Raw genomic sequence first — 12,987 nt, forward strand, 5'->3', positions numbered from 1 at the left:
CCTCCCACGAAGGCCGAAGGGCCCCGCACCTTTTCAGGTGCGGGGCCCTTCGCGTACGGGGGGAGCTAACTCACTCCCATTCGATGGTCCCCGGCGGCTTGCTCGTCACATCGAGCACCACGCGGTTGACCTCCGCCACCTCATTGGTGATGCGGGTGGAGATGCGCTCGAGCACCTCGTACGGCAGTCGCGTCCAGTCGGCCGTCATGGCGTCCTCGGACGAGACCGGGCGCAGCACGATCGGGTGACCATAGGTGCGGCCATCGCCCTGCACGCCGACGCTGCGGACATCGGCCAGCAACACCACCGGGCACTGCCAGATCGACTTGTCCAGACCGGCGGCCGTAAGCTCCTCGCGCGCAATGGCATCCGCCTGCCGCAGCAGCTCCAGCCGGTCGAAGGTCACTTCGCCGATGATGCGGATGGCCAGACCCGGACCCGGGAACGGCTGGCGCGCAACGATTTCCTCGGGCAGCCCCAGCTCGCGGCCGACCGCGCGCACCTCGTCCTTGAACAGCAGGCGCAGCGGCTCGACGAGCGCGAACTCCAGATCGTCCGGCAGGCCACCGACATTGTGGTGCGACTTGATGTTCGCGGTACCGGCACCGCCGCCGGACTCGACGACGTCCGGGTAGAGCGTGCCCTGCACCAGGAACTCGACCTTGGTCTCGCCCTGCTCGCCGACCACCTCGGAGACCGCGTCCTCGAACGACCGGATGAACTCCCGGCCGATGATCTTGCGCTTCTCCTCCGGATCGGTGACGCCCTTCAGCTCACCCAGGAACTTGTCGACCGCGTCGACGGTGACCAGCTTGGCCCCGGTCGCGGCGACGAAATCCCGCTGCACCTGTTCGCGCTCGCCCGCACGCAGCAGACCGTGATCGACGAACACACAGGTCAGGCGATCGCCGATGGCCCGCTGCACGAGCGCAGCCGCGACCGCGGAGTCCACGCCGCCGGACAGGCCGCAGATGGCGTGCCCTTCCCCGACCTGCTCGCGGACCTGCTTGATCAGCGCCTCGGCGATATTGGAGGCCGTCCACGCGCCCGGAATCCCGGCGATCTCGTGCAGGAACCGGCTCAAAACCTGCTGGCCGTGCGGCGAGTGCAGCACCTCGGGGTGGTACTGCACACCGGCGAGCTTGCGCGCCCGATCCTCGAACGCGGCGACCGGTGCGCCCGCGGAGGTCGCGGTCACCTCGAACCCGGCGGGGGCGTCGGTGACGGCGTCACCGTGGCTCATCCACACCGGCTGCCGGGTCGGCAGCCCGCCGTGCAGGATGCCGCCGTCCACGCTCAGTTCGGTACGCCCGTACTCGCGAGTCCCGGTGTGCGACACCGTCCCGCCGAGCGCCTGCGCCATGGCCTGGAATCCGTAGCAGATACCGAAGACCGGCAGCTCCAGATCGAACAGCCGGGCATCGAGTTGCGGCGCGCCGTCGGCGTACACACTGCTCGGCCCGCCGGAGAGAATCACCGCCAAGGGGTTCTTCTCCGCGATCTCCTCGACGGTGATCGTGTGCGGAACCACTTCGGAATACACACTCGCCTCGCGCACCCGGCGCGCGATCAACTGCGCGTACTGCGCGCCGAAGTCGACGACAAGGACTGGTCGCTGGGTATCTGCCACCCGCACAGTCTACGGAGCGATACAGGACACATCGCCCCCGGGCAACCCCCGATCACACAAAGCTGCGCAGACCGCGTGACCTGCGGTTGGACCATCACTCCGGGCCGGGGATGCGCCGCGGCCTCGGAAGCGATGTACTGCCCGGCCCGGAAGTGGTGGCAACGGGACGGTATTCGCGGCACCCGGTTCCCGGATAGGGACTTCCGACCTCCGGCGGCGGGGATTCCGGCCCGGCGAATCGGGCCGAGCGACACCCCGGATTCGGGCCGAGCGACACCGACTGTGCCAGTGGGCAGGAAAGCCCGGAAGTTTGTCGCCCCCGCTCGCTATTCTCTACTTCGTGCCATTCGCCCGTGCGATCGATGCCGAGATCCACTACGAGGACAGCGGGGGCGAAGGTCCGGTTGTGTTGCTGGGGCACGAATTCCTCATGGACCGAACGATGTTCGCGTCGCAGCAGGCGGCGCTGACACCGGAGTTCCGGATGGTGACCTGGGATGCCCGCGGGCACGGCAGAACCCATGACGAGGGGCTGCCGTTCACGTACTGGACCTCCGCCCGGGACGCGCTGACCGTACTGGATCAGCTCGGCGTGGAACGCGCCGTGGTGGGCGGGATTTCGCAGGGCGGCTTCATCGCCCTGCGCACCGCGCTGCTGGCCCCCGACCGGGTCGCCGCTCTCGTGCTGCTCAGCAGTGAGGCGCACGAGCCGACCCCCGCCGAACTCACCAATGCCCGTAGGTTTCTGGACAAATGGTACGAAGACGGCCCCCGTCCGGCGCTGGCCGAATACCTGGCCCGCTGGCTCATCGGCGAGGACGACTGGTACCGCGCCGTCTGGGTGAAACGCTGGCTGGCCCGCGACCCCAACGCCACCGAGGTGGCCGCCGGCGCCCTCCTCACCCGCGACTCCATCCTCGACCGACTAGCCGAAATCACCTGCCCCACTTTGGTCATCCACCCCACCCGCTCCGGCGTCCCCCGCTCCCACGCCCGCGAGTTGGCCGACCGCCTCCCGGATGCCCGCTACGTGGAAATCGAGGGCGCCCGCCAAACGGTGAACATGACCCACCCGGTAGCGGTCAACTCCGCCATCCGGGAGTTCCTCCGCGACTTGGCAGTCCCGCCGCTGCAGAACTTCAGCGCCCGCCCCGGCAGCCGCTGAACACCCTCCAAAACGACTCGCGTCCTTGCACATTCGGGTGAATGTGCAAGGGCGCGTGGTCAGAGGTTGTTCGCTCAGCCGCGAACGTTCAAACCGACCTTCTGGAATTCCTTGAGGTCGCAGTAGCCGCTCTTGGCCATCGAACGGCGCAGGCCGCCAACGAGGTTCAGCGAACCGAACGGGTCGTTGGAGGGGCCGTTGAGGAGCTGGTCCAGCGGGACGCGCTCCTCCTGGATGGCGTACGGCAGGACCGCGCCGCGCGGCACCGACGGGTGCGCGGCGGCCGACGGCCAGTACCAGCCGTTGCCGGGGGTCTCCTGCGCCATGGCCAGCGGCACGCCCAGCATCACCGCGTCCGCGCCGCAGGCGATGGCCTTGGCGACGTGACCGGAGGTCAGAGTCTCGCCGTCGGCGATGACGTGCACGTAGCGGCCGCCGGTCTCGTCCAGGTAATCCCGGCGCGCCGCGGCGGCGTCGGCGATGGCGGTGGCCATCGGCACCCCGATGCCGAGCACCTCGTTGGTGGTGGTGGCGCCCTGCATGGAGCCGTAGCCGACGATGACGCCGGCCGCGCCGGTCCGCATCAGGTGCAGCGCGGTGCGGTGATCGGACACGCCGCCCGCGACCACCGGCACATCCAGCTCGGCGATGAAGGTCTTGAGGTTCAACGGTTCTCCGTCGCCCACGTGCTCGGCGGAGATGATGGTGCCGTGCACGACCAACAGGTCGATGCCCGCCTGCACCAGCGCCGGGGTCAGCGCCCGCGCGTTCTGCGGGCTCACCCGCACCGCCGTGGTGACACCGGCCGCACGCACCTGCGCGACCGCGGCTGCCAGCAGATCCGGCTGCATCGGCGCGGCATGCAGCTCCTGCAGCAGCTGCACCGCCGCCTCGGTGCCCTCCTTCTCGGCGACATCGGTCAGCTGCTGGATCTTGGCGTCCACATCGGCGTGCCGGGCCCACAGGCCCTCACCGTTGATGACGCCCAGCCCGCCGGCCTTGCCCAGCTCGATGGCGAACGCCGGCGACACCAAGGCGTCGGTCGGATGCGCCAGGAAGGGGATCTCGAAGCGGTACGCGTCCAGCTGCCACGCCAGCGACACCTGCTTGGACGAACGGGTCCGCCGCGAGGGCACGATGTCGATATCGTCCAGCTCGTAGGTACGCCGAGCCGTACGGCCCATGCCGATCTCGACCATATCGCGCATCGTGTTTCAGTCCTTTCGAGTTCGATTGCCGGACATGACAAAACCGGTCCGCGGCCATGCGCGAACCGGTTTCGGCCGGCTACGAACGAGTGGTGTAGTTGGGAGCCTCGACGGTCATGGTGATGTCGTGCGGGTGCGACTCCTTCAGACCCGCCGCCGTGATCTGCACGAACTGGGCCGCCTGCAGATCCGGAATGGTCTGCGCGCCGGTGTAACCCATGGCCGCCCGCAGACCGCCCACCAGCTGGTGGATGACCTGGTCCAGCGGGCCACGGAACGGCACCCGACCTTCGATGCCCTCGGGCACCAGCTTCTTCTCCGACAGCACGTCGTCCTGGAAGTAGCGGTCCTTGGAGTAGGACTTGGCCTCGCCACGCCCCTGCATGGCACCCAGCGAACCCATGCCGCGGTAGCTCTTGAACTGCTTGCCGCCCACCAGGATCAGATCGCCCGGCGACTCGGCGGTACCGGCCAGCAGCGAACCCAGCATCACGGTCGACGCACCGGCCGCGATGGCCTTGGCGATATCACCCGAGTACTGCACGCCACCGTCGGCGATGACCGGCACACCGTGCGGCTTGCACGCCGCGACGGCCTCCAGAATCGCGGTGATCTGCGGCGCGCCGACACCGGCGACCACGCGGGTGGTGCAGATGGAGCCGGGGCCCACACCCACCTTCACCGCGTCCACGCCCGCCTCGACCAGTGCCAGCGCACCCGCGCGGGTGGCGACATTGCCGCCGATGATCTGCACCCGGTCACCGACCTCGGCCTTGACCTTGGCGACCATCTGCAGCACGCCCGACTGATGCCCGTGCGCGGTGTCCACGATGAGCACGTCCACGCCGACCTCGGCCAGCGTCATGGCACGCGACCACGCGTCCTCGCCGACACCGACGGCCGCGCCGACGAGCAGTCGCCCGTCGCGGTCCTTGGTGGCGTTCGGGTACTGCTCGGTCTTGACGAAGTCCTTGACCGTGATCAGCCCGCGCAGCTTGCCGGACCCGTCCACGATCGGCAGCTTCTCGATCTTGTGGCGGCGCAGCAGCCCCAGCGCGGCCTCGGCGGTGACACCCTCCTGCGCGGTGATCAGCGGCGCCGGGGTCATCACCTCTTCGACCTTGCGGTCCTGATCCACCTCGAAGCGCATATCACGGTTGGTGATGATGCCGATCAGAATCCCGCGGGCATCCACCACCGGCAGACCGGAAATGCGGAAGCGCGCACACATGGCGTCGACCTCGGCGAGCGTGTCGTCGGGGCGACAGGTGACCGGATCGGTCACCATGCCCGCCTCGGACCGCTTCACCGTCTCGGCCTGCGCGGCCTGCGCCTCCACCGACAGATTGCGGTGCAGCACACCCATTCCGCCCGCGCGCGCCATGGCGATGGCCATGCGCGCCTCGGTCACGGTGTCCATCGCGGAACTCACCAGCGGGGTGCGCAGCGAGATGTCGCGCGTCAGCTTGCTGGAGGTGTCGACAGAGCTCGGAATCAGATCCGAGGCCGCCGGCAGCAACAGCACATCATCGAAGGTGAGGCCGAGCATGGCGATCTTGTCGGGATCGTCGCCGCCCGTACGAGGGCGGCCAAAATCACTGCGTTCGCCCGTCACGGGACTGCTCATTCGGATCGACCCCTCCTGGACCTCGGCAGCGTCCGCAGGACCGGGAACCGGCGGACGCGTGGATGACTGGCAATGCCGGTGATTACTACCCGGCTCTTGGTCAACCATGGTATCCGTCGTCGAATTCCACTTCGCACCCGCGCCCGAGCCCGGCCACAGCACTGTCTCCGAGGCCATCGCGGTGCTGTCTCCGGCACCACAACCGCTGCGGTTTGTCGGCTATGGCATTACTGTGTCGACTGTCACGACATCACTGTGCGCTGTACCACCAGCGAAGTGAGGGCAAATCCCCTTCAGCGCTGGCGCACAAGGGGTTGTTCTGCGTACCGTGGGACTGTGCGTGACCATCTACCACCTGGCTTGCCGCCGGATCCATTCGCCGGAGACCCCTCCGACCCGTCGGCCGCGCTCGATGCCATCGAGCCGGGGGAGCCGCTGGATCCTCACGAGCGCCTAGCGGTCGAAGAGGATCTCGCCGACCTCGCGGTATATGAGGCACTGCTGGCCCACCGCGGTATCCGCGGTCTCGTGGTCAGCTGCGAGGACTGCCGACAGGACCACTACCACGACTGGGACATGTTGCGCGCCAACCTCCTCCAGCTACTGGTGGACGGCACGGTGCGACCGCACGAGCCCGCCTACGACCCGACGCCCGAGGCGTACGTCACCTGGGACTACTGCCGTGGCTACGCGGATGCCTCGATGAACGAGGCACTGCACGGCGACGGATTCGACGGGTTCGACGTCTGATTTCACCGAGAAGGGCCCGCATCCTGAGGATGCGGGCCCTTCTCGTATGTCCTGAAACACCGACCGCCACAGGGTGATCGGATAGCGCTGCTGCCTAGTGCACCCCGGGTCCCGGTACCAGCGGCACGGTCGGGATGGCGATTGTGGTCGGCACCACCGGATTCGGGATCGGCTTCTCGATGGTCGGCTGCGCCTGGGTGGGCGGCACACCGCCACCCGTGGTCGCCCCGCCGCCGGTATTACCGGCGGTCGGTACGACCACGACCGTGCTGGTGTTGCCGCCCGGAGCGCCGGTCGGCGGAGTCGCCGGTTCGGTCGGCTCCGAAGACGGTTGCGCCGGAATCGTTGTCACCGGGGGTACGGTCGGCACGGTCGAAACACCGCCGCCCGAGGACGGATTCGGGTTCGGATTCGGATTGGTACCCAACACCGAAGGATCGATGGACGGCGCCGTGCTCGCATCCGGCTTCGGCACGGTCACCGGGGTGGTCGGCTCGACCGGAATGGTCGTCGGCACCGGCACCTTGGTGGGGGTCGGCATCAGCGACGTCAACGGGGCCGCCAAATCGGGTGCCTTCGCCGCCAGCACGCCGAACAGCTGCTGCCAGCGCCCGTTCAGGTCATCCTTCTTGCCGGAATCATTGACCTGGTTGGCATTGTCGGCCGCCTTCGCCAGCGCCTTCTGCGCCTCTTCCGGCTTGTCCTGCGCCAGGAGCTGCTGCGCCTGGATCAGGCTGTCGTCCGCCCGAGACACCACCGTGGACTGGGCCTGTTCACTGAACACGACCTCCTTGACCTTCCACAGCGGATCACCGGGGGCCGCGTTGTAGGAGAACGCCGTCAGTCCGCCGATCACCAGTGCCATCGCCGCAGCCGCGCCCAGCAGCGGGCGAACCAGCCGTAGTCGCCCCCGGTTCGATGCCCCGATCCGCGCCTGCCGGGCGCCGATCTCCTGATTGACCGCTGCGACAATGGCATCCAGATCCGGTCCGGCCGGCAACGGCTCGGCCATGATCTCCGCACGCCAGTCCGCCAGCAAGGCCGCGAGCTGATACTCCTCCGAAGTGCCCGTCTGCACGGGACCATCGCCGGAGATGGCGTCGATCAGCGCATCGTCGCGTCGCACCGCGGCGATATCCACCGGCCCGGTATCACCGGACGCCTCGGCGTAGGGACCGCTGTTCTGCGATCCAGGTCGCGCCTTGAAGTCGCCCCGACCGCGCTCGCCATCCCTAGCCATACATTTCACCTGCCCTCGCCACTTGAGACTTGAGTTTCGCGAGCGCCCGGTGCTGGGCGACTCGTATAGCACCCGCCGTACTGCCCACGGCGACTGCAGTTTCTTCAGCCGACAGACCCATGACCAGGCGAAGGATCAGGATTTCTCGGTGCTTCTCCGGCAAAGTCGCCAACAGAGCGTTCATCTGTCGGCTCGTTTCGGATTCGAGAGCTCGCTGTTCCGGTCCCTGGTCGGTGGATATGACATCCGGTACTTCGGCCATGGCGTCCGCCTTGTTACGGGCGGAGTTTCTGTGGGCGTCTGCGACCTTGTGCGAGGCGATGCCGTAGACGAAAGCCATGAACGGCCGACCCTGATCCTGATACCGGGGAAGGGCTGTCATGACGGCCAGACAAACCTCCTGTGCGACGTCGTCAGCGGAGAGCTGGCCACGTTCGGCCGACCCGATGCGCGCACGGCAATACCGCACCACCAGGGGGCGGATGCTCACCAGTACCTGGGAAAGGGCAGCCCGGTCGCCCTGCGCTGCGGCAGCAACGACAGCGGGATCCAACTCCTCACCCGTGTTGTTCATCGTCAGAGCTGTTCCTGGCGTTTACGAGAGGGCACGGCGGCGGGAGGGCCGGTGCTTCCGCGGAGGGGCGGAACGGTCCAACAATAGCGGCTGGCTCATTCAAGCCAGGCGTTACGGGGTCCTTCTCGGGGACGACTCAGGGAAGCCCCCGGGGGCGCTCAGGGACGCCCGAGAACCTCGCTCGCCGAACGCAATCGCCCACCGCGAGTTGCCAGCAACCGCGCGGCCGCCGCGGCGACCGCCGTGCCGTCGCCGTCCGGCTGCACGCCCGAGCGGAGCATGGCGCAGGCCCAGCGCAGGGGCAGCAGTTCGTGTTCGCGGCACTCGCGGTCGACTTCGATTGCGAGAGTGCGGGATCCGTCGAGATCACCGGCGGCGGCGTGCGCGGCGGCCAGCAGTAGCCGGGATTTCACCAGATGCCGGCGCGAGGGCGACCGCTCGGCGAGGGCGACCGCGGCCCGCGCGTGCGCCAGCGCGGGAGCCTGCCGCGCCGCCTCGGTGAGGTCGCCGGCCGGAGCGGAGATCAACCCCGCGCCGGGGGCCGACAGCGCCGTCTCGGCAGACACCCAGTGCAACCGCAGACGCGGCCGCCAGGCCGACTCGCCGCCCGGAAGATGAATGTCGAGGTAATTCTGGCAACGATTCAGCAGCCGGGCGGCAAGCGCCGGGCGGAAGGTGCCGAGGGCGTCGGCCGCGAGTCCGGTCAACGCATCGCAAACCGCTTCCGATTGGCGGATATCGGCCGCGGCCACAGCCGGGACGTGAGGTCCGTCACATTTGACGGGGAGCACCAACGCGGCGGCGCGGCCATCCGCGACAGCGGCGTGACTGTGCCATCCGAGCTGGCGCAGCAGCGAACCCTCGGTGCTGTGGGTGAGTGACAGCAGTGCGGGATCGGCGGTCGCGCTGCGGGCGCGGATCAGCTCGGTACGGGCGGCGGCATAGCGCCCGACACCACCGAGAGCGACCGCCCGCAACCAGGATTCGTTCGCATCGGCGGCGCTGGGCAACCCGGCGGCAGCGCGTTCGGGGGCCGCGCCGAAGGCGGCGTCGGCGAGTTCGGAGTTCACTTCGAGCACAGGCACAGCCGCACTCTAACCAGCGCGGGGTCAAGTGAGGGCAGCCGCCATATCACAGTTCGCCAGCAACCCATCAGCATTCACAAGCGCCTTTGTGTTTCCAGTCCGTAAATCTGTTCTCGCTATCGGCTAGCACGCCCGTAAGGAATTCGTATAGCGTTTCGCGCTATTAACCTGAGCGCCTCGAAGCGGCCATCTCTACCGTACTCAGCGCCGGATGTCCAATGGCTGAGATCACTCTGATCGCGATGCTTGCATAGATCGCATGACAGGTATTCGCACTCGAAAAGCAGCTGCGACCAGCGGATTTGACTAGTCGGATGAGCTATCACAGGTTGGTCACGCTGCTGGGCAACCGAACAGTATCGCCACAGCGAGGGTGTCTTGTAAATAGCGAGGATGTTAATTCTCTAATGCGCAGGTATTCGGCTCGAGTCGAATGAAGCTATTGACTCGAATTCGTTGTGCGACCTAACGTACGTCATCGCCATCGTTGGCGTCGTGTTGAAATACGGCACCAGCGAAGTGCGATCGCCGGGCCACGGCGATGCGGCCATCTGTTTGCCACCAGCACCGCTCGACAATGCCGACGAGCTCGCACCAAGAGGAGTTCACCATGCCTATGCCAACCCACCTCCCTGGTCCGAACGCCGACGTCTGGGACTGGCAGATGCGCGGGTCCTGCCGCGGCCAGGACTCGTCCGTGTTCTTCCACCCGGACGGCGAACGCGGCCGTGCCCGCTCCCAGCGCGAGCTACGCGCCAAGGAGATCTGCAAGGCCTGCCCGGTGCTGCTGCACTGCCGTTCGCACGCACTGAAGGTCAGCGAGCCCTATGGCATCTGGGGCGGCATGTCCGAGACCGAACGCGAACTCCACGCCCGCCGCAACCGCCGCCGGATCGTCGCCTGACCAACCCGCCATCGGACCCCACCGGGCCTTCCGCTCGAAACCCGTGACGAGACCCCTCGGACTGCCGGCCGAACTCTCGACACAGACTTCTCGGGCCACTGACCGAACCTCGTGACGAGGCTGCTCGGACTGCTGGCCGAATCCTCGTCACGGGACTTCTCGCGGTACCGGCCGAATCCCGGTCGCGGAACTCGGGAGTGAACGGGTCCCCGGTGAATCTTCTTGCGGGAGATGCTTGGCAAGGCGGGTTGACGCGAATCCGGGCGTGGTCGCTGTGGATTCGGGTGACAGGTATCCGAGGTTCGTGCCGGTTGCCGATCGGTGCGGTGGAGTGAGCGCGAGCAAACTCGCGTGACTGGTGTTCATCAGCGTTGTTGCTGGTGCAGGCGGCGGCGTGAGCTGAAGATTTTTCCCATCCGCGGGTGATGGTGTACCGAATGCCTAGCAAACAACCGGCACCGCTCGGCGGGGTCTGACGGTTGTCGACTCGCCCCGGCGTGTCTCGCGAGCCACGATTGCGGCGTTTCGGTGCAAAACGGAAAACTGCTGTGCCACAGTCGCTTTGCCGATACCCCCACCGAGAGGAGGCCATAGCGGCACGCTATCCTCGTGGCCGATGACACAGAACGGAGCGTTGTGACAACGCGGCCGCCTGCCGCAGAGGGCGACTCGTTCCAGAGTTCGAGGAACAGTCGGGTGGGAACACCCAGCGTGGACTCTGCGGTGACGGCGCGTGCAGCCGAAAGTCTCGAACTCGCCGCACTTCTCGAACGCTGTGGGCAGTCCGACCAGCAGGCGTTTGCCGAGCTGTACGACCGCACCAACGCGCGAGTGTTCGGCCTCGTCCTACGCGTCCTACATGATCCGGGATACGCGGAGGAGACCACCCAGGAGGTCTATCTCCAGATTTGGCGCACCGCATCCAATTTCGACTCGAACAAGGGTTCAGCCGTCACGTGGTTGATGACGCTCGCCCATAGACGCGCGGTCGACAGGGTCCGTGCCGAGCAGGCGCACGCCCTCCGCGAAGTCGCCTACGGCACCAGCACTCTCGGTAACGAATTCGATGAGGTCACCGAAGAAGTCGGACGACGGCTGGAGCAGCAGGCGGTACTCGCCGGCCTGGCCACGTTGACGGAGACACAACGGGAAGCCATCTCCCTCGCCTACTTCGGTGGACGGACATATGCCGAGGTAGCGGCATATTTGGGCGTAGGATTACCGACCGTTAAGTCCCGTATACGGGATGGACTGACACGACTCAAGAAAAGTTTGGGAGTGACGTGAGATGAACGAAAGCCAGATCGATCTCGCGCACACTGTCGCGCTCGGATCGATCGGCGACGAAGATCAGCGCGCAGTGGCGGAAATCCTGGATACCGATGACCCGGTACTGCGCGCCGCCTTCACCCAGGAAGTGCAGCAGACCCGAGAAGCGCTCGCGCTGGCCGCGTCGACGACGGCCGTCGCGCCGCCGCCCGCCCTCCGCGAACGTCTTCTCGCCGCGATAGCCACAGACTCGACGCCGAACACGATTCACCGCTCCCACACCGCGCTCCGACACAGCAACGGCCGCCCCACGTACCCAGTGCGGGACTAGCCACTTCGAAGACCCTCCGCTCCTTTTGCGCACCCGAGGAACAGGTCGCCTGACCGGTTCCGGGTGCGCACTTTGCCGCTAACAGGCAGTTCCTCCGCGCCTTCGTCCGTTCCTACTTCTGCCCGCACCCACCCGCCGAGGCTCTCGCAAATAACCTGTGAGTCGCTCTGAGGATCGGCTGGTAGCGTGCGGCGGTCGGTTCGGTTCGGGGGTTGGGACTTTGATGACGCTGGAGGCATTGACCGAATTCGTGCGCGCACGCACGAGTTCCGAGGAGATCGACTCGTTCACCTCCGGGCAGGGCATCCTGCTGCCCGACGCGGTGCGTGCGGAGATCGCGCAGGTGCAGTCAGGGACCACCGCCGCGGAGTTGACGGCGGGTGTGGTGTCGCTGCGCAATCTCATGCCCGCGGGCGATCTGTTCCACACCGCGCTGCTCGCGCTGCTGAGCGGAACCATGGTCGAGCACGGGGCGGATCCCGGCGCGGCCATCGACGCGACGCTCGAACTACTGGTCCGGCAATTGGACGCGCTGGCCGAGAAACCCGATGAACTCGCCCGCGCGGCGGGGCAATTGAGCATTCCGGCGTCGATGACGATGCTGTGCCGCTCCAAGGAGACCCGCAAGCGCTGGCGGGAACGCCCCGCGATCATGGACCGCCTCGATCAGTTGGAGGAGGACCAGCTCGTCCCGCTCTGGCTGCGCGACGTCTTCACCCTCCACGACGATGTCGATCTGTTGGTCCTGGACCCGAAGAATCGGCGCGCCTTCGAATTCCGCCTCACCGGCGTGCGGGACCGCCTCTACCACTGCTACGCCCTGCTCCAGGACGCCCTGCTGCGCCACACCGGCCCCGGCTACCTCGACGCCGACCCCGTGGACCCCTTGGCCGTCCGGTACGCCCGCAACGACCACCTCACGCGCGCCGACTACGACAGTGCCGCAACGCTGATGGACCACCAGCGCTTCAACTTCGCCTACCCCGGCGTCGCCTTCATGCCCGGTTCCGGTTCCCTGGACGAGCTCCCCCGCCTCGACGGCAAACACCTGCTCGTCGTGGCCCCCAAGGGAATCCACTTCAACTGGCGGCCGTCCAATATGTACGGCGTCCTCCACGACGCCCTCGAATCCTCGGTGGAACTGACCCGAGAATTCACCTCGGCCGAAGCCGAATCCCTGCTGACCCGCACCGGTCTCGCCTGA

General features: G+C 67.1%; 12 protein-coding genes. 6 read left to right on the forward strand and 6 right to left on the reverse strand.

The genetic code is table 11. The annotated features are described in order from the left end of the window. Window positions 1–70 precede the first annotated feature (70 nt). A complete protein-coding gene (gene guaA / locus ACFXHA_RS06330; RefSeq protein ID WP_379353616.1) occupies window positions 71–1,630 on the reverse strand; it encodes a glutamine-hydrolyzing GMP synthase in 1,560 nt (519 codons plus the stop codon). Between the two features lie 340 nt (window positions 1,631–1,970). On the opposite strand from guaA, the gene ACFXHA_RS06335 reads away from it, so the two are divergent. Continuing rightward, window positions 1,971–2,795 carry an alpha/beta fold hydrolase gene (locus tag ACFXHA_RS06335; RefSeq protein ID WP_379353618.1) on the forward strand — a complete coding sequence of 275 codons (825 nt, stop codon included), beginning with the start codon at window positions 1,971–1,973 and terminating at the stop codon, window positions 2,793–2,795. Window positions 2,796–2,869: 74 nt separating this feature from the next. Here the strand turns inward: ACFXHA_RS06335 and ACFXHA_RS06340 are convergent, their stop codons facing one another. Both ACFXHA_RS06340 and guaB read right to left on the reverse strand, forming a co-directional pair. Next, window positions 2,870–4,003, reverse strand: a complete 1,134-nt coding sequence (locus tag ACFXHA_RS06340; protein ID WP_379353620.1) for a GuaB3 family IMP dehydrogenase-related protein — start codon at window positions 4,001–4,003, stop codon at window positions 2,870–2,872. A gap of 79 nt (window positions 4,004–4,082) precedes the next feature. After that, window positions 4,083–5,630: an IMP dehydrogenase gene (gene guaB / locus ACFXHA_RS06345; RefSeq protein ID WP_379353622.1), complete on the reverse strand. Its 1,548-nt coding sequence runs from the start codon at window positions 5,628–5,630 to the stop codon at window positions 4,083–4,085. A 336-nt stretch (window positions 5,631–5,966) separates the two neighbouring features. Between guaB and ACFXHA_RS06350 the strand changes: the two genes are divergently transcribed. Continuing rightward, window positions 5,967–6,380, forward strand: a complete 414-nt coding sequence (locus ACFXHA_RS06350) for a DUF5319 domain-containing protein (protein WP_029923780.1) — start codon at window positions 5,967–5,969, stop codon at window positions 6,378–6,380. 94 nt (window positions 6,381–6,474) lie between these two features. Here ACFXHA_RS06350 and ACFXHA_RS06355 read toward each other — a convergent pair whose 3' ends face one another. From ACFXHA_RS06355 to ACFXHA_RS06365, 3 genes are all read right to left on the reverse strand, one after another. Continuing rightward, a complete protein-coding gene (locus tag ACFXHA_RS06355) occupies window positions 6,475–7,620 on the reverse strand; it encodes an anti-sigma-D factor RsdA (RefSeq protein WP_379353624.1) in 1,146 nt (381 codons plus the stop codon). Further along, window positions 7,613–8,194, reverse strand: a complete 582-nt coding sequence (locus ACFXHA_RS06360; RefSeq protein WP_213557917.1) for a sigma-70 family RNA polymerase sigma factor — start codon at window positions 8,192–8,194, stop codon at window positions 7,613–7,615. Before ACFXHA_RS06360 ends, ACFXHA_RS06355 begins: the two co-directional genes overlap by 8 nt. A gap of 158 nt (window positions 8,195–8,352) precedes the next feature. Next, window positions 8,353–9,279, reverse strand: a complete 927-nt coding sequence (locus tag ACFXHA_RS06365; RefSeq protein WP_379353626.1) for a hypothetical protein — start codon at window positions 9,277–9,279, stop codon at window positions 8,353–8,355. 610 nt (window positions 9,280–9,889) lie between these two features. On the opposite strand from ACFXHA_RS06365, the gene ACFXHA_RS06370 reads away from it, so the two are divergent. The 4 genes from ACFXHA_RS06370 to ACFXHA_RS06385 all read left to right on the forward strand — a co-directional run bounded on the left by ACFXHA_RS06370 (window position 9,890) and on the right by ACFXHA_RS06385 (window position 12,987). Continuing rightward, the gene (locus ACFXHA_RS06370) at window positions 9,890–10,183 is read left to right on the forward strand and encodes a WhiB family transcriptional regulator (RefSeq protein ID WP_379353628.1); all 294 of its coding nucleotides are present in this window, start codon (window positions 9,890–9,892) and stop codon (window positions 10,181–10,183) included. Window positions 10,184–10,894: 711 nt separating this feature from the next. Further along, window positions 10,895–11,470 (forward strand): sigma-70 family RNA polymerase sigma factor, encoded by a 576-nt coding sequence (locus tag ACFXHA_RS06375; protein WP_379353630.1) that lies wholly within the window; start codon window positions 10,895–10,897, stop codon window positions 11,468–11,470. A 1-nt stretch (window position 11,471) separates the two neighbouring features. Then, the gene (locus ACFXHA_RS06380) at window positions 11,472–11,783 is read left to right on the forward strand and encodes a hypothetical protein (protein WP_379353632.1); all 312 of its coding nucleotides are present in this window, start codon (window positions 11,472–11,474) and stop codon (window positions 11,781–11,783) included. 223 nt (window positions 11,784–12,006) lie between these two features. After that, on the forward strand, window positions 12,007–12,987 hold the full coding sequence (locus ACFXHA_RS06385) for a hypothetical protein (RefSeq protein WP_379353634.1): 981 nt from the start codon (window positions 12,007–12,009) through the stop codon (window positions 12,985–12,987).

The organism is Nocardia sp. NPDC059240, assembly GCF_042753865.1.
Classification (GTDB): Bacteria; Actinomycetota; Actinomycetes; order Mycobacteriales; family Mycobacteriaceae; genus Nocardia.

Coding starts and splice junctions, on each gene's coding strand:
- ACFXHA_RS06340 (WP_379353620.1), bottom strand. CDS start 4,003: ATGCGCGATATGGTCGAGATCGGCATGGGCCGTACGGCTCGGCGTACC.
- guaB (WP_379353622.1), bottom strand. CDS start 5,630: ATGAGCAGTCCCGTGACGGGCGAACGCAGTGATTTTGGCCGCCCTCGT.
- ACFXHA_RS06355 (WP_379353624.1), bottom strand. CDS start 7,620: ATGGCTAGGGATGGCGAGCGCGGTCGGGGCGACTTCAAGGCGCGACCT.
- ACFXHA_RS06360 (WP_213557917.1), bottom strand. CDS start 8,194: ATGAACAACACGGGTGAGGAGTTGGATCCCGCTGTCGTTGCTGCCGCA.
- ACFXHA_RS06370 (WP_379353628.1), top strand. CDS start 9,890: ATGCCTATGCCAACCCACCTCCCTGGTCCGAACGCCGACGTCTGGGAC.
- ACFXHA_RS06380 (WP_379353632.1), top strand. CDS start 11,472: ATGAACGAAAGCCAGATCGATCTCGCGCACACTGTCGCGCTCGGATCG.
- ACFXHA_RS06385 (WP_379353634.1), top strand. CDS start 12,007: ATGACGCTGGAGGCATTGACCGAATTCGTGCGCGCACGCACGAGTTCC.